18 protein-coding genes and 1 pseudogene are annotated in these 15,669 nt (G+C 41.6%); 1 reads left to right on the top strand and 18 read right to left on the bottom strand.

All coding sequences use genetic code 11. The features are described from left to right. The 17 genes from RHS_RS25710 to RHS_RS25630 all read right to left on the bottom strand — a co-directional run. Positions 1 to 1,084 (bottom strand): extracellular solute-binding protein (locus RHS_RS25710; protein ID WP_047834786.1); only part of this gene is annotated, 1,084 nt, incomplete at its 3' end. Positions 1,085 to 1,189: 105 nt separating this feature from the next. Next, positions 1,190 to 2,743 carry a discoidin domain-containing protein gene (locus RHS_RS25705; RefSeq protein ID WP_047834785.1) on the bottom strand — a complete coding sequence of 518 codons (1,554 nt, stop codon included), beginning with the start codon at positions 2,741 to 2,743 and terminating at the stop codon, positions 1,190 to 1,192. 218 nt (positions 2,744 to 2,961) lie between these two features. Beyond that, on the bottom strand, positions 2,962 to 3,801 hold the full coding sequence (locus RHS_RS32005; protein ID WP_395023540.1) for an NUDIX hydrolase: 840 nt from the start codon (positions 3,799 to 3,801) through the stop codon (positions 2,962 to 2,964). Between the two features lie 52 nt (positions 3,802 to 3,853). Then, on the bottom strand, positions 3,854 to 4,546 hold the full coding sequence (locus tag RHS_RS25695; protein WP_027295657.1) for an LrgB family protein: 693 nt from the start codon (positions 4,544 to 4,546) through the stop codon (positions 3,854 to 3,856). Continuing rightward, positions 4,527 to 4,907 (bottom strand): CidA/LrgA family protein, encoded by a 381-nt coding sequence (locus RHS_RS25690; RefSeq protein WP_047834784.1) that lies wholly within the window; start codon positions 4,905 to 4,907, stop codon positions 4,527 to 4,529. Before RHS_RS25690 ends, RHS_RS25695 begins: the two co-directional genes overlap by 20 nt. 281 nt (positions 4,908 to 5,188) lie before the next feature. Further along, entirely contained in the window at positions 5,189 to 5,641 is a 453-nt protein-coding gene (locus RHS_RS25685) for a YaiI/YqxD family protein (RefSeq protein WP_027295655.1), read from the bottom strand. Positions 5,642 to 5,731: 90 nt separating this feature from the next. Then, positions 5,732 to 6,754, bottom strand: coding sequence for a DUF2804 domain-containing protein (locus RHS_RS25680; RefSeq protein ID WP_047834783.1), 1,023 nt, complete (start codon positions 6,752 to 6,754; stop codon positions 5,732 to 5,734). Positions 6,755 to 6,815: 61 nt separating this feature from the next. Next, a complete protein-coding gene (locus tag RHS_RS25675; RefSeq protein ID WP_027295653.1) occupies positions 6,816 to 7,583 on the bottom strand; it encodes an inositol monophosphatase family protein in 768 nt (255 codons plus the stop codon). Beyond that, positions 7,577 to 8,392: a peroxide stress protein YaaA gene (gene yaaA, locus RHS_RS25670; protein ID WP_044297680.1), complete on the bottom strand. Its 816-nt coding sequence runs from the start codon at positions 8,390 to 8,392 to the stop codon at positions 7,577 to 7,579. Before yaaA ends, RHS_RS25675 begins: the two co-directional genes overlap by 7 nt. 2 nt (positions 8,393 to 8,394) lie before the next feature. After that, a complete protein-coding gene (gene bilS / locus RHS_RS25665; RefSeq protein WP_044297681.1) occupies positions 8,395 to 8,910 on the bottom strand; it encodes a flavodoxin family protein BilS in 516 nt (171 codons plus the stop codon). Positions 8,911 to 9,058: 148 nt separating this feature from the next. Continuing rightward, positions 9,059 to 9,418 carry a YccF domain-containing protein gene (locus RHS_RS25660; protein WP_027295650.1) on the bottom strand — a complete coding sequence of 120 codons (360 nt, stop codon included), beginning with the start codon at positions 9,416 to 9,418 and terminating at the stop codon, positions 9,059 to 9,061. A 99-nt stretch (positions 9,419 to 9,517) separates the two neighbouring features. Beyond that, positions 9,518 to 9,946, bottom strand: coding sequence for a hypothetical protein (locus RHS_RS25655; RefSeq protein ID WP_027295649.1), 429 nt, complete (start codon positions 9,944 to 9,946; stop codon positions 9,518 to 9,520). A 269-nt stretch (positions 9,947 to 10,215) separates the two neighbouring features. After that, positions 10,216 to 11,094 (bottom strand): DUF4282 domain-containing protein, encoded by an 879-nt coding sequence (locus RHS_RS25650; RefSeq protein ID WP_044297682.1) that lies wholly within the window; start codon positions 11,092 to 11,094, stop codon positions 10,216 to 10,218. A gap of 106 nt (positions 11,095 to 11,200) precedes the next feature. Continuing rightward, the gene (locus tag RHS_RS25645) at positions 11,201 to 12,586 is read right to left on the bottom strand and encodes an MATE family efflux transporter (RefSeq protein ID WP_044289611.1); all 1,386 of its coding nucleotides are present in this window, start codon (positions 12,584 to 12,586) and stop codon (positions 11,201 to 11,203) included. Positions 12,587 to 12,762: 176 nt separating this feature from the next. After that, positions 12,763 to 13,623 (bottom strand): MurR/RpiR family transcriptional regulator, encoded by an 861-nt coding sequence (locus tag RHS_RS25640; RefSeq protein ID WP_027295647.1) that lies wholly within the window; start codon positions 13,621 to 13,623, stop codon positions 12,763 to 12,765. Positions 13,624 to 13,648: 25 nt separating this feature from the next. Then, positions 13,649 to 14,533 carry an ROK family protein gene (locus tag RHS_RS25635; protein ID WP_047834782.1) on the bottom strand — a complete coding sequence of 295 codons (885 nt, stop codon included), beginning with the start codon at positions 14,531 to 14,533 and terminating at the stop codon, positions 13,649 to 13,651. 31 nt (positions 14,534 to 14,564) lie between these two features. After that, positions 14,565 to 15,017 carry a YhcH/YjgK/YiaL family protein gene (locus RHS_RS25630; RefSeq protein WP_047834781.1) on the bottom strand — a complete coding sequence of 151 codons (453 nt, stop codon included), beginning with the start codon at positions 15,015 to 15,017 and terminating at the stop codon, positions 14,565 to 14,567. 54 nt (positions 15,018 to 15,071) lie between these two features. Between RHS_RS25630 and RHS_RS32000 the strand changes: the two are divergent. Beyond that, positions 15,072 to 15,221, top strand: a pseudogene (locus RHS_RS32000) (DUF6783 domain-containing protein). A gap of 99 nt (positions 15,222 to 15,320) precedes the next feature. On the opposite strand, the gene RHS_RS25625 reads toward RHS_RS32000, so the two are convergent. Then, positions 15,321 to 15,669 (bottom strand): ABC transporter permease subunit (locus RHS_RS25625; protein ID WP_047834780.1); only part of this gene is annotated, 349 nt, incomplete at its 5' end.

Raw genomic sequence — 15,669 nt, 5'->3', positions numbered from 1 at the left:
CATATTCAGGAGTTGACCAGAGATTCAGCACCTTCTTAACGGTATCCATATTCTTAGAATTTTTATAAACTACAAAACCAGCAGATGACATATTCTCTGTCATTACATCCACGCCGTCTTTCATAGACATTGCGAACATTCCTATCTTAGCTTCCGGATTAGCCTCCAGCACTGAGGCTGCAAAGAAATCACCGTTAAAATGCATGGCTGCTTTACCTTCGGCAACCGCAAGAATAGCATCGTCATAAGTAGCGGAAGCAAAATTATCGTTCATAAATCCTTTTTCATAAAGGCTTAAGTATTTATCAATTACTTCTGCAAACTCAGGAACATCCGTCCATTTTGCTTCATTTTTCATTATCTTTTCGCTGAACTCTTTCACTTTCTCATCACCAAGGGTCTTCGCAAAATTATCGGTCATAAGAACCTGGGGAACCCAAGTGTCCTTTGGCATAAAAATAGGTGTTACTCCGCTGTCCTTGATCTTCTGGCATACATCCAGGAATTCCTCCCAGGTATTTGGAACAGTCACGCCGCACTTCTGAAATACATCTTCGTTATAAGTAAATCCATGTACCCCTGGTACGGACAGGAACGGAAATCCATAAATTTTACCATCATCTGCTGTTACATTTTCCGGTATCTTTAATTTGCTTACCCATTCTTCACCGGACATATCTGCAAAATTAGCAGCCGGATCCACGATGTCATAAATAGCAGGCACATTGTAATCGATTAAGTCCGGACACTCACCGGAATTCAGTTTCATTTTAATCATGTTCAGTGACTCATCATCCGGAACCACCTGAACATCCACTTTAATATTCTCTTCCTTCTCTAACTTTTTAATCATATTCTGCAGACCCGGGAAATTCCTGGACTGCTGTACAAGTGCGGTGATCTTCTGTGTTTCACCTGTCTTACTTTCTTCGGCCCCCTTCGTTTCTGAATCTGCCTGAGCCTCGGTAACCTCTTTGCCTGATGTAGCCGCCTTATCCGAACTATTATTGCCCGTACCGCATGCTGCAAGTGAAAGAACCATTGCTGCCGATAACAGAACTGCTGCTGCTTTTTTCTTTTTCATTTATAATACTCCTCTCTCTGATTTATATTTATAAAATAATACAATTTTAGGTTTTCGTACATGCCATATTTTAAAATGCTGCATGTCCTTTTTTTAAACTTTTTACTATTTATACCATCTGACATAATCCACTTCCATTTCAGCCGGAAGAAACTCATCTGCAATAGTACCAATCCAGCCCCCAAGTCCATAGCTTAAAATAAAGATTTCCGGAGTATTGGGCACATTATTTACCTGTGTTGCCACTACCTCTCCGTCCAGCATAAAATGAATGTACTCAGGTGTCCATTCCATCCCAAACTTATGCCACTTATATGGATTCTTTATAGTTGGCTGTGTATGGTATTTCTCATGTGGATCATATGTATAGTTGTCATAATGCATGGTAATCCAGTATTTTTCAGCAAGTCCTGCATATTCCGGTGCTCCTTTCGGATGAGGCCTTTCCAGAATATCAATCTCGGCACCAAAATTCTTTTCATCTCCCCAGAGCCAGCCGCCATTTACTTCATCTGCCTGAGGCATTGTCCACACTGCCGGATTGCTTCCCGGTACATCCGGGATTTTAACCATTGCCTCTACATATCCATATTTTTCTTCTAATTTATCTCTTGTCTGCACCATCGCAGAACGATAATGGCTTGTCTGTCCGTCAAAAAACGTATCTTCTTTACTTCCAAGCAGCCGTAAGGTTCCTTCCCTTACATATGCATTATCAGGATGAACCGCAATCTCCGGTGAATTTCCGTATCGGAATAATCCCGACTCTTTTAAGTCTACACACCAGTTATTCCATTTTGTAAGATCCAACGCATCACCACTGAAGTTATCTTCAAATATAAGAACCTTTCCGGGAATTTCAGGTGCTGTTGCTGACGATACACTCACTTCACAGAATGCTGATTCTCCAGCTTTCGTATATCCGGTTATCGTTCCGGTCCCTTCTTTTATCCCCGTTACCGTACCGTCTTCTCCAACCGTTACTGCCCCGGGATTGCTGCTGTTCCATGTGATTCTCTGTCCGGTATATTCCGTTAACTGAAGTGTTTTACTCTCTCCTTCTGTCAACGCCATAGTCTGCTGGCTGATACCAGCCTTTTTAACGGTTTCATAAAAGGTAAACTCCGCTGCGGTTGCTGCTGTCTCTGAAACGCCACTCCCTAAACTGCCCTTTTTAATCTGAATCTGAACAGAGGACAGCGGAGCTTCCCCACCAAGTACTACTTCCTTATCCCTGGAATTATTTTCCCATGATCCCTGTTCCACAATGGTAACCGTATCTCCATCCTGTGATGTCCCATATATGGAGTATTCCAGAATCTGCCCATTTGGATTGTTATCCTGCCTGGGTGTATAAACGAGCCTGGAAATCATTTTAGGCACAGCAAAATCCACGTCAACTACAATGGGCTTTTCGTTTAACCCCTTGTCCCCCGCTTCCCATGCGGCGTCCCAAAAAGTGTTCCTGTCCCGGTCAAATGCTTTTGCAATTTCAGCCCCTCTGTGCTCACTGTTTGCCGTAACACTCATTTCTCCTGCATCCACTTCCTGCTGGTAATCATTACTTTTCCCGTTTTCCTTTGCCATTGCCAAAAACCCCGCAGAACAGAAAACCATTGCAAATGTCAAAGTACCATAAATAAATTGTTTTGATTTCATCTTTTTCCTCCCATTTTTTTTTACTACAATTATTACCTTATAGGAATCCTTCAAAATTGTACATGTACAATATTCAAATCTTATATGTACAAAATTAAAAAGCCCTTTTCACAGAATACTTGTGTTCAGCGTTTCCACCTGAATATTGCCAAAACAGTATAATAGACAGCATAAGTGCCCTGACGCAAAACTGCGGCCAGGGCACTTATGTTCTCATATCATTTCTTACTTGTAAATACCACAAATTTATGACCGTAATTACTCCAGACAGAACATGGCTCCTTTGCAAAATAAAAACTGCTAAAGAGCGCCTCAGATTCGGAAAGCCGAAATGCCAGCTCAAACAACTCCTGTGTCATGGTAAAATAGATCTGATCCTCCTTTAAGCACAATTTCTCCAGATATTCTATTTCCTCGGGTTTTAACACTGTCTGAATACGATCTCTTTCATCCTGTTTTAAACTGCCATAATAAAAATCCAGATAAGAATTCTCCATACCATTTTCTATGATTTTATCCTGAAGATACTGATACAGATCATCTTTGGATCCTTCTAAATACACCCAGTCATAATCCCGGAATCCCTCATCTATATTCTGCATACAGATACAGCCCTTATTTATTAACTCTTCCACCGTCATAGGCACCGGTCCGAATATCTCCTTAGACATTTTCAGAATTTCCAGCATATGGCCGATATTGCCTTCCCCGGCAAACTTTTTCATGTTGAAGAAATTCTCTTCAAATCCCAGCCAATGCAGCGGATGCTTTTCCGGCTTGAGTGTGACATCATGTTTTAACACTCCAGCATATACTTCCATTCTCATATCCTGCAGGTGCCAGCAAAAGTCCATAAAGTAATACAACTCTACATCCTCCCTGCCGATACCGGTCTCTTCCTCCAGCTCACGGTAGGCCGCATCCTCTGAGGTTTCTCCCGGTTCTATTTTTCCTCCTACAAAATTAAACAGACCCTCATACGGATCATTCATTCTTTTACAAAATAGTACCCGGTCCTTTTCAGGATTCAAAATAATAATCGTATTATAATTACGCATAACTGCCCCCTATCCCTGTATTATTAAAGGCGTATCAGCTGAGAATCTTGCTTTACAGAAAGTTAGCAAAAATCGAGGCTCCCACTACGGTTAATATACCGGAAACCGCAATTGACAAACTGCTCATTGCTCCTTCTACCTCTCCAAGTTCCAGCGCTTTTGATGTTCCGATTGCGTGTGAAGAGGTGCCCAGTGCCAGCCCTACCGCTATTGGTTCGTAGATGCGGAATAACTTGCACACCAGCTCCCCAACAATATTTCCAAGTACACCGGTTACAATAATAACAGCCACCGTAATTGTCGTAACTCCGCCTAATTCATCCGACACTCCCACTCCAATTGCAGTCGTGATAGACTTTGGTAATAGTGTAACATAATATTGATGTTCAAGTCCAAACAAATATGCCAGCGCCAGCACGCTGACTAAGCTGGACAGTACTCCGGACACGATTCCAAAAGTTACCGCCACCATATTCTTTTTCAAAAGCTCCAACTGCTGATATAGCGGTATCGCCAGACAGACCGTCGCAGGAGTCAGCAGATAACTGAGATATTTTGCGGATTCATTAAAACTGTCATAATCCACACCCAGGAGTTTAATCACCAAAATAACAAATATAATGGATATCAGCAACGGATTAAAAACTGCCTTCTTAAATTTTTTCCGTATCAATATCCCTAATACATATCCTAAGATACATACTGCAACGCCAAAATAAACGGATTCACATAGAAATTCTTTCACTGCTTTCCCTGTCCTTTCGCTGTTTTTGAATAATCTTCTGAGATGACTTTCCTGTTACCACCATAACAATAATCGTTGTCACAAATGTAATAACGACGATTGGAAGTAAAATCTTCTGCAGATCCCCCCAGACCACAATCAGGCCTACCGCGGCTGGAATAAACATGGGTGGCATAATATCCAGCAGAAAATGTGCTGCATTGATCACCCGGTGAAGTTTAATTATTTTCGTTGACAGGCAAAAAAGCATCAATACCAAACCATAAATACTGGCCGGTATCGGAAGGGGTATAAAGTGATGCATCATTTCCCCTAAAAAGGTAACAATCAAAATAATCCCAAATTGACCCAGTAATTGCATAATCTCTCCTTTTCATACGTGATACCATGTTCTTTCAAACAATGATTTGCGCACTTTCATACGCCGGCTGGTACAGCAATTTCTAAAAAGCCAGTAATTCCAATGGCTGCTTAGAAAACGCCGCACATGACTACATTATCAGATACCAAATTATTGTATAATTGTATACAATCTTTGTCAAGTGTTATGCTGTAGGTAATTTATCTAATACCCCGGATAATTTTATGCAACTATACAAAGGATCTTTCCCTCACAGCATTATTAGTATCCATGCCAAAGCTTCATTCTTTGGCAATAGCTCTCTCCACAAGCCTTCGAAAAGCCTCTTCAAAACGAATATCGTCTTCCTCAGTCCTCTTCCTCGGGCCTTTCCCATGGAATTTGGATGAACTTCTCCGGGCCTTCTTAGACATATGCCGTTCAAACAACATCTGGTCTATATTCTCATTGGTATATTCTTTACCACTCTGGTGCATCACATACACCCCTTTGCCAAGGGCCATTGCCGCAACACCATAATCCTGTGTTACCACAATGTCCCCTCTGACAGACTTTCCGATCAGGGCAAAATCTGCTGAATCTGCCCCTTTGTCAACTATAATTACCTGTGCATAATCCGAACTCATTACATGTGAAGTATCACAAATCAAAATCAGCGGAATCTCCTTTTCCTGCGCCACTTTCTCTACAATTTTCACTACCGGGCATGCATCAGCATCCACTAATATCTTCATATCTTTCCCCATTGATGGTCACTTACTCCCTTTTATTATCCTTGTTACGTGTATCAAAATACCTCTGTCCGGACAATTATTCATACGCGTTTAATACCGGTTGTGGACATATTCAGCGAAACACATAAAATCTTTTATCTCAAGCGCTGTTCCATCATCCAGGACAGCCCGCCCTTTCATTTTTCCAAATACCTGATGCTGATCTGTACCCACCACAATTACATCCATCTTGGCAGCCCGGTCTATAACCGGCTCAAATTCCATTTCAAACCGCCCGTCACTGGATGTAAACGTCCAGTTTTTCATATAACTGTCAGATGGAATATGAAAGACAACGTCATCCAGTTTATGCCCGGTTCCATTGTAAAAAAGGATATTCTCTGATGCCGCACTGGTATCTCCGAATCCATATCCGATATTAAATCCGAATGGCTTCCCGTTAACAACACCATTTCCGGATCCCCAATACCAGTTATTATCATACGTCCAGACGCCCCGTCCCCAGTCCAGTGTTCCGAAATCCGTATCCGGGGAAAAGATAAATTCCCGATCCCCCAGCCGCATCCTGCCTTTTGCTCTCATACAATTTATTTTCTGATTATAATAAAAAGCTGTTTTCTTTTCCTTCCATGGAGTGGCAATTACCATAGAATCCTGTTGTGTCTCCTCCAATATAATATCACAGGAAAATTCTTTCCCTTCAAAAAAGCGGGGCCACTTACATCGGATTCTCCGCTTTCCATTCTGTACCTCGAAACGCATATGCATCTTTTTGTCATGATAACTGGTATTTCCTTCCATAGAATTAGAAGGCAGGTGCATCCTTCCCATGGTAAACGGCTTTAAGATCGTTTCGGTATGTTCCCAGGGTCTGGTGAAATCCAGAATCGACGCCGATTCAAGTCCAATATAACCATCATCCGAAATAGTAAATGCCGCTGCGAAATCCTGATTCAGAACCAAATAATAATCCCATTCCTTAATTCTAAATTTCGGAGCCTTAATTTTGCTTCTGTCATAAATCTGAACCTGGAGTCTGGACCACCCTGGCTCCGTAAGACTGCCATCTTTCTGAAGAAGTGGTTGGCTTGCAGTAACTTCATGATTTCTCATACGCGCTCCTTTCCCGCTGGCATAACAAAATGGCAGCGTTAGAAAATAAATTTTTTACCAGCTATTTATTCCATAAACCCATGCTTTCCTCCCATACTACAGGACTTCCTGCCAGAATGGAGCAGGGTGCATCTAAGGTAATCGGAGTTCCATCCATTGTAGTAATGACTCCGCCTGCCTCTTCCAATATAACGGATGCCGCAGCGTAATCCCATGGCTGTAACAGCATTTCAAAATAAAGTCCATTCCTCCCGGAAGCAATCCGGCAGATGTCCAGGGTAGAAGACCCGCCATTACGTATTCCATGGCTCTGCAGATACAATTTCTTGGCAAAATCAAAGGAACGGTCCGTTTCTTCTGAGTTATACCTGGCACATCCGAAAGCCACAATACTCTCCTCAAGAGAGACATCCTTTACCGTCAGGCGCCCGTCATTGCAATATGCCCCTTCGCCCTTCTTAGCCCAATACATCTCATCCAGATAAGGATTATATACAACGCCGGCAAAACCCTTCCCCTGATATGCAACTCCAACTGAAATACAACTGTGATGATAATCATGAATAAAATTTGTAGTTCCGTCAATGGGATCAATGATAAAATAATACCCTTCCCCCAAAGGTTCCTGCATATGATTTTCTTCTCCGATAAAACCGGCTTCCGGAAAAACCGCTTTTAATCTTTCTACTAAAAATTCCTGTATCTGGCAATCAAATGCAGTCACAAAATTCGCATAACCACTTTTTTCAGATATATTTTTGCTTCCGGCATGGGCATTTCTCAGTATCTGCCCTGCTTCTTTTACAATCTCCCTGATTTCTGTCAGCATCCTGTCTCCTCTTTCTTCTCCTGCCTGTCCTTATTTACGTCTTTCAAAAATACCAATATATTATCGCTGGAATCCTGTTGGGAAAAATAATAATCCAAACCTTTAAATTCTTTGATTTTGGATATTTCCCCCACCTGTTTTTCTGCAAGCCAGCGGACCATTTCCCCTCTTGCCATTTTTGCCTGGGTCCCTTTCACCCGAATTCTGCGGTTCTGATCACTTTCCACCGCTTCTCCAAATACACAGGTAACAAACCGAACATCGGGCTCCAGAAATGGTTCTACTGCTTTGCTGTATTCTTTGGATGCCAGGTTCAGTATTACCTTATCATCCTTAACTAGCTCCCGATAAATGCGTTTGCCCCAGAACTGATAAAGATTCTTCCCATCACCTGCCGCCAAAGCAGCCTGCATCTCCAGCCGGTAAGGATATACTGCATCCAGGGGCTTTAGTATCCCATAGAATCCGGAAAGAATACGCAGATTTTCCTGAACATATTCCCATTGGCGATCTGAAAACACCCGGGGTGCCATATATTGATACTGAATTCCTTCATATGTCAAAAGAGCCGGTGTCATACCGGTAAGTCCACGGCGTACATCTAACCGTTTCATATTCCGGTACCGCCTGAAATTTAACTCTGCAATTTTATCATTGCACTTCAATATCCCCTTCAGCTCTTCATAAGAAAGCCTCTTTAATATACTATGTAATGTCTCCGCCTGTTTTGAAAAAGCCGGAAAATCAGTAAATTCTATAGAATTTTCATCCTGCACCATTTTCTTTGCAGGAGATATTATAATCTTCATACTCAGCTCCTGATCATACTTAATGCAAACTTTTTAACGCCAATCAGATCCTCTTCATCCGGATGTCCCAAAGCCTGATCAAAATTTCGAATCAAAGCATCTGCCTGAGGCATGCCCTTTTCCTGCATTCCTTCATAACGCTTTCGTACAGACACCGGCATCTGGCCCGTACACATATAATTTCCTTCCACCTGACAGTCCTGGGGAAGGGCGGCCTTCACACCGGATAAGATCTTCTGGAAATATTCCTCTGACCCTTCAAATCCGGCCGTTCCAAACAGCGCAATCTTTTTTCCGCCCAGCATTGGCAATACACCTTTTAATTTATCTGAGCATTGTCCTTTATCTGTCCAGAATCCAAGGAATATTATCTCCGAATCTGTAATCTCATCGCTTTTGGCATCCACGGCATTTCCACAGAACATCACATCCACAAGATTTCTGACCGAATTATATATCGTATCTGCTAACATTTTTGTATTACCAGTTTGTGAATCATATAAAATTGAAACTTTCATCTAAAATGCCTCCTTTTTATTCAATACATCTATTATAAACTCTTTGTAGCCGTTTTTCTACTATATCTTATACCCAATATACAGAATGACAGGAACTTACAGCACAAAAAAACCGGCAGGCCCGTCAATTAGCTCTGCCGATCTCTTTTTAAACTACTCTCGCACCAAATGGCATCAATGCCAGTTTTGCAATCTTAAACTGCTGTAATCCAAATGGAATTCCTACAATGGTAATGCATAAAACTGCACCGATAACTGCCGATTCAATTGCAAGGGGTATGCCGGATAGTATCAGCCACAATACATTTAACAATAAAGAGCCAACACCTCCGCCATATACAACCTCTTTTCCAAATGGAAAGAAACACAAGCCTGCAAATTTAAAACACTGGGTTCCAACCGGAATACCTACGATGGTAATACACCACAGGCAGCCAATCAAAAGCCAGCTGATACCTGATATAAATCCTCCAAAAATAAACCATAAAATATTTCCTAAACATCCCATATCCAATCCTCCTGAGTCATTTATTTACGATTGTCTTCTTTACTGCTTCATTATTTACTGCTTCATTATTTACTGCTTCATTCTTTGCCGCTTCATTCTTTACTGCTTCATTCTTTCCAAGCTATAAAGTGCATTTTCTACACGCTCTATAGCCTCCTCAACCTGTTCTTTGCTCTGATTGATTTTGGACTGTACGTACCAGTCTGATACTATATTGTCCAAAAAGAAGTCAGCAAATACTGCGAAACTGCCAATATCAATATGCACCTCAGGATGCATACTTACATCCCGCAACTCTTTTTGAAATTTTCGCAGAAGCATTTTGGTATTTTCCATCTCTTCATTGGCACTGTCAATCTTGGAATGCTTGAGCATTCCGCTGATAAAACCGCCTCCCAGCATATCCCATATTCCGAATCCTTTAGCACTGGCTAATGACTGGTCTACACGGTTCAAACTTTGTAATGCTGCTCTTCCCGCCATTATTGCTTCTTCAATTTCCCTGTTATTTCTTTCTGCATTGTCCATACTCTTTCTCCTCTCTCGGCCTTTAGCGGCCTTAACTGGTGTCAGGTTACTGCAAAGACTGCCGGTTTCAGAGAGCAAAATAAAAAGACTCTTATCGCAGCAATCTTCGCTACAATAAAAGTCTTGCACATTTCATTCGATACGGATATAAAATATCGTATTGACGATTTCGAATCACCTTTCGGTTAGGCTACTCCCTTTTATGTAAATTCAATATATCATATGGTAATTTTTATGTCAAGAATACGCTTCTTAAATTTTTCTGACATTTAGTACTTTCTGCCGCACCTGCTGCAAAACGCATCTAGTTCCCCGCCTTCATTTCCACATGACGGACATAATTTCTTAGAGTTATCCACAATATCAGATTTTTCCGTGGATAACTTCTCTGATTCTGCCGTTTCAGCGGTACTACTTGTGGACAGAACCTCTTTTGGCGCCAGAGCCGCCGTGTTTGCTGCCGGTACTGTGTTTACCGCCGGTGCCGCCGTGTTTGCTGCCGGTACTGTATTTACCGCCGGTGCCGCCGTGTTTGCTGCCGGTACTGTATTTACTGCCGGTGCCGCCGTGTTTGCTGCCGGAGCCGCTGTACTCATAACCGCCTGCGGCTGCATGATTCCGGTATTTTGATATACTGGCTGGCTCTGGGTAGCAGCCGTTTCACGCATAGCATCTTTTTGCGGATCTCTCATAACAAAATCTTCTTTTTTCGGCATCGGAGGAATTTCACACTCTTTAAACTGAGTCCTATGGTCGACACCGCCGCCCATTTTCTTATTAATTTCACTTACATTTCTGCAAATAACCACGATCATTAATGCAAATTCATAGAAAATACGAAGTATCAGATTACCAAATATCAGTACTGCAAACCCAAGTACCATTTGCAGGCAGAGAATATTAAATACCCCCACCGTGGTGCAGACGCACGCCCCAAGTACATAAAAGAACTTTAACAGCCCTTCAATAATAAAATTTTTAAATTGCAGATAATCATAAAGCCAGCCAAAGAAACCATGAAAACGGTTTACGTTTTTCTTTGACATGAAGGCAAAGAATACTACAAACGACATAATAATACCAATAATTACACCAGCGACTGTCATAATGACCCCAAACTGTTTTAAAATCGACATATAATGATCCATTTCAAATCCTCCTGTCATCTAATACTATATTTCTTCTATTATAGCTCAGTTATTTCTTATTGTATACCTTTACGCCGCCTGCAAATTTAAACATTCTGTTAAAATATTATAAACAAATCAAGTCCGGATCTTTATTTTTACCCTCGCTGCTGCAAGCGATTTTCCGATAAATCTTTTTTAATAATATATGCGCTACGACAGCCGCCAATACCTCAGCAACCGGAAAAGCAATCCAGATTCCAAGAGCTCCCATGGATCTTGACAAAAGGTATCCCAGCGGAACCGTCACTACAAATTGTCTGAGCAGTGATACGATCAGGGACTCCTTCCCTCTTCCCAATGCCTCAAAAGTCCCGGAATTCACAATTCCTATAGATGATACCAGAAATCCCAGACTTATCACGCGCAGCGCTTCTGTACCAATCTTCATCATGTCATCTGTGGCATCAAACAACATCAGAATCTGCCTTGGGAACACCAGCGCACCGATTGTTCCAATCAACATAACGCAAAAGACCACCAGGAGGCTTAAATGAACGGTCTGCTTCATACGCTTCTTCTCGCCTGCACCATAGTTAAAGCCGATGATTGGACGCATCCCCTGGACAACGCCATTCGCAGGCATATAAATGAAGGTCTGTAGTTTAAAATAAATACCCAGAACCGCAACATGCAGATCTGAAAACCTGGATAAGATCCCATTTAATATACTGACCAGCAGCGACGGCAGCGCCATCATAATTGTTGACGGTATCCCCACCGAATAGATCTGTTTTATAATACCCTTATCAAAGCTTACATATTTAAGGGAAATCTTAATTCCAATATCTTTCTTTCTGTAAACCAGCACATACAGAAGAAATGCACTGATCTGTCCAATTACCGTTGCAATAGCCGCCCCTTTTACTCCCAGTGCCGGAAAACCCAGGAGTCCGAAAATCATAATAGGATCTAATATGATATTAATAATGCATCCGCTGGCCAAGAGTGCCATAGTAGTGACCATATCTCCCACTGCCTGAAATATTTTTTCCATACTAATCTGAAGCAGACAGCCGAATGCAAGGCAAAGCACGATATACGAATACTCACATCCATATTGCAAAATGACAGCATTCTCAGTAAACATACTTAAAAATGGCTTTGTAACTACGATTCCGACCACTAAAAACAGTACTGCATGAATCACAGTAAGCAGCATTCCGATGGAAGCTGTCTTATTCGCCTTTTCAAAATCTTTGCCTCCTATACTAATGGATATTGCGGAACTGATTCCAACACCAATACCCACCGCCACGGAAACTACAATGTTCTGCAGCGGATATACCAGAGAAACTGCCGTCAGAGCCTCCGGTCCAAGCCTCGCCACAAAGATACTGTCCACAATATTATACAGTGACTGCATAAGCATAGAAAGCATCATAGGTACTGCCATAGACATCAGCAGCGGAAAAATAGCCCGGGTTTTCATTTTATCTTGATTAACTGCCATAATTACATCTTACCTCCTCAAATAAATCACAAAGAAAAAGCTATATATTTTCCTGTTTAATTCAGAAACAGGCAAACATATAGCTTTGAAAGCATTCTGTTTAATTGAAACTCAAAAAATCATATCATAAAATATATCATTTTGCAAGCAAACTTTCACAGACAGCTAATCGCTTTCTAAAATAATTTTTCTACCACTGCCCGGGAGGTCCCTTCATTATTGAACTTGCAGCTTTCATAATTTCTCTCATAAAACTCCTGATATAACAAGTCTATTAAATACAGCTGGCTCAGCTTTGCTGTCATGGAACCGCCTTCTAACGGACCTTCACTGGAACCGCATAATAAGATTGCATCCGAATATGATGTCAGCGGTGACTTCTGGAAATGCGTGATACACGCAATCTTTGCACCCGCCTCTTTTGCTACCTTTGCCACATGAATGTTGTCCTTTGTTGCTCCGGAATACGATATGATTACGATCAGATCCTCTTCAGTTGTCATAGACGCTGCCATGGCCTGCATATGAGGATCCGTAATGCAGATTACCTTGTTGGTAATTCTTAAAAATTTATTCCTTGCTTCTTCCGCAGTCAGCAGACTGTCTCCTATCCCAAAGAAGAAAACCCTCTTTGCCTGCTCGAACATATCCAGTATTTTGTCAAAATTATCTCTGCTCAGCAGCATATAAGTCTCTTTAATTGCAGCTAAATGTAATTGCAGAACCTTTTCTGCCATCTCTCCCAGGCTGTCATCAAACCTCCTGCTTTCCAGTACTGTCTTGGTACTGCTGCTGGAAGTAGCACCCTGGCTGAGTGACAACCGCATTTTGAATTCCTGGTATCCCTGCAGTTTCATTGTTCTGCAGAACCGATATACACTGGTATCACCCACCTTACAGGCATCTGCCAGATCTGTTATCGACATATACAATACCTTACTTTGATTCTTAATTACGTAATCCGCCACCTTTTTCTCCGCTTTTGTAAATTGATTATAAGATGACTGAATCTCTAAAACGATGTTTGTGTTATCCACCTATTCACCTCCTTGGTATTTATTCTCAATCTCCCTTTAAATCCAAGGCTATCTGTACAGCCCCTAATAATCCGGCTGTATTCCCTAACTGTGCCTGTCTAATATTTACGTCACGATAGCTCTCCATGACATTATTATACAGAATGTTACAGATTTTATCCAGTATGTATTTTTGTTTCATTACCCCTCCGCCTAAAATTATGCAGGAAGGATTAAATATGTGTGTAAGTGAGACCAGTCCCAGTACAATTTCTTCTATCCAGGCATCAATAATCTCAGCCACACTTTCCTCTTTTCGCCGTTCGAATATCCTTTTTCCATTACTAAGACTCTCATCCAGCAGCATTGCATTTTTTACCAGCGCTGTTGTGGAAGCATACCGCTCATAACAGCCACTGAATATATCCTTTGATATATCCCTGTCCCCGGGATGAATCACCATGCCTCCAAACTCTCCTGCCGAAAATCTGCTGCCCTTATAAATCTTGTGGTCAATAACAATAGCCCCGCCTACACCGGTGCCATAAGTCAGGCACAGAAAATCTGCAAACTCCCGTCCGGCTCCAAAATTTGCCTCGCCCAGTGCAGCAGCGTTTACATCATTTTCAACTGCTGCAGGGACATGGAATTTTTCTTCCATAATCCGCTTCACTTCCATTCCCGTATAACCCGGAATATTAGAATTGGCATAACGGATACAGCCTCTGGAAGAATCCACCTGTCCTGCAGTACTGATCCCAATCCTGTCAAATCCTTTGTATCCCTTGAGTATTTCCACTGCCCTTTCCATTACATAAGCCCCGCCATTTTGGGCATTGGTATCCGTTTCCTTTATATTACATAATCGTCCATCCATAAATTCACCTGATTTTATGGATGTCCCCCCTATATCCAGCACTGCTATTTTCATACAGATTCCTCACTTTTCAAATATAATGCATTTAGCTAACTGCAGCCTTAATTACACATTTTTTTAGATATGGCTTTTCATCCTGCAAGATTCCCGGCTTATGCGGCTCCTCGCCCATACAAACGATAAAACGCCCCGGCCCCATAACGCAAGAAGCAGACCTGGCGCAGGAAACTGTGCCGAAATCTGTTTTTTCATTATAGCAATCCAATATTTCAGACTCCCCTAAACCAATCTGAATCATTTCCGTTCCTTCTATATCAATCTGAATATCCATATATTTTTTATGAATCTCAAATTTACCTTTTGATTCCTCCTGGGCCTGGGCTTCCATCACATTAGCAAATACTTTCTCCCCCATAATTACTGTCTTTCCAAGGGGTAATAATTGAAGATCACTCATCGTTATAAAGTCAATGGCCCGGTCCAGGTATTGCGATATCCCGCGGTATCGCTGTATATTCTCTAAATTATCATAGATCATTTTATAAGTCCTTTCTTTTGCTCTAGAGCGTGTTTGAAAATTGCTTTCTGACAGATGTGTGTCACAGTTTGTGGTAGATTTGTCCCGGATGAAGGGCGCGTAGCGGGCTACGCAACCTGAATTCGGGGCAAATATGCCGCAAAGTGGGGCGTGCAGATGGCAGGAATGAATTTTAAAACACACTCTAAGGCGTGTTTGATATAAACAGATTGCAATTCAACGCAAGGAAAGGGAAACCATCCTGCAACACTATGATACTTCATCATATTCGTGTTTTTGATAGCTTCCCTTAAATTTTGCACCTTATCCCTTAACGGCTCCCATGGTAATTCCCTGTGTAAAATATTTCTGGAAAATCAGAAATATTACAACGATAGGAATTGCTGCCAGGGCTGCACCAGCCATAATCAATCCATAGTTTGTGGAAAGCTCTGCCTGCATGGTTGCAACACCAAGGGGGATTGTCAAATTCTTTCTGGAAGACAGCATAACTAACTGCATAAAATAATCATTCCATGTATTAATGAAGGTAAATATCGCCAGCGCTGCAAATCCCGGTTTTACAATTGGAAACGCAATGCTGCTAAAAGTACGAAGTTCGTTACACCCGTCAATTTTTGCTGATTCCAGTAACTCTGTGGGAATATTTTCA

Source organism: Robinsoniella sp. RHS (assembly GCF_001029355.1).
GTDB lineage: Bacteria > Bacillota > Clostridia > Lachnospirales > Lachnospiraceae > Robinsoniella > Robinsoniella peoriensis.
The sequence above is the reverse complement of the archived record's forward strand: the minus strand, read 5'-3'. Positions and strand labels throughout refer to the sequence as shown.

Excerpts from the sequence above, each read along its gene's own strand:
- RHS_RS25680 (WP_047834783.1), bottom strand. The coding sequence starts at position 6,754 with ATGAGAAATCATGAAGTTACTGCAAGCCAACCACTTCTTCAGAAAGAT.
- RHS_RS25660 (WP_027295650.1), bottom strand. The coding sequence starts at position 9,418 with ATGGGATGTTTAGGAAATATTTTATGGTTTATTTTTGGAGGATTTATA.
- RHS_RS25690 (WP_047834784.1), bottom strand. The coding sequence starts at position 4,907 with ATGCAATTACTGGGTCAATTTGGGATTATTTTGATTGTTACCTTTTTA.
- RHS_RS25685 (WP_027295655.1), bottom strand. The coding sequence starts at position 5,641 with ATGAAGATATTAGTGGATGCTGATGCATGCCCGGTAGTGAAAATTGTA.
- RHS_RS25650 (WP_044297682.1), bottom strand. The coding sequence starts at position 11,094 with ATGGATCATTATATGTCGATTTTAAAACAGTTTGGGGTCATTATGACA.
- bilS (WP_044297681.1), bottom strand. The coding sequence starts at position 8,910 with ATGAAAGTTTCAATTTTATATGATTCACAAACTGGTAATACAAAAATG.
- RHS_RS25645 (WP_044289611.1), bottom strand. The coding sequence starts at position 12,586 with ATGGCAGTTAATCAAGATAAAATGAAAACCCGGGCTATTTTTCCGCTG.
- RHS_RS32005 (WP_395023540.1), bottom strand. The coding sequence starts at position 3,801 with ATGCGTAATTATAATACGATTATTATTTTGAATCCTGAAAAGGACCGG.
- RHS_RS25630 (WP_047834781.1), bottom strand. The coding sequence starts at position 15,017 with ATGATCTATGATAATTTAGAGAATATACAGCGATACCGCGGGATATCG.
- RHS_RS25705 (WP_047834785.1), bottom strand. The coding sequence starts at position 2,743 with ATGAAATCAAAACAATTTATTTATGGTACTTTGACATTTGCAATGGTT.
- RHS_RS25655 (WP_027295649.1), bottom strand. The coding sequence starts at position 9,946 with ATGGACAATGCAGAAAGAAATAACAGGGAAATTGAAGAAGCAATAATG.
- RHS_RS25675 (WP_027295653.1), bottom strand. The coding sequence starts at position 7,583 with ATGCTGACAGAAATCAGGGAGATTGTAAAAGAAGCAGGGCAGATACTG.
- RHS_RS25635 (WP_047834782.1), bottom strand. The coding sequence starts at position 14,533 with ATGAAAATAGCAGTGCTGGATATAGGGGGGACATCCATAAAATCAGGT.
- yaaA (WP_044297680.1), bottom strand. The coding sequence starts at position 8,392 with ATGAAGATTATAATATCTCCTGCAAAGAAAATGGTGCAGGATGAAAAT.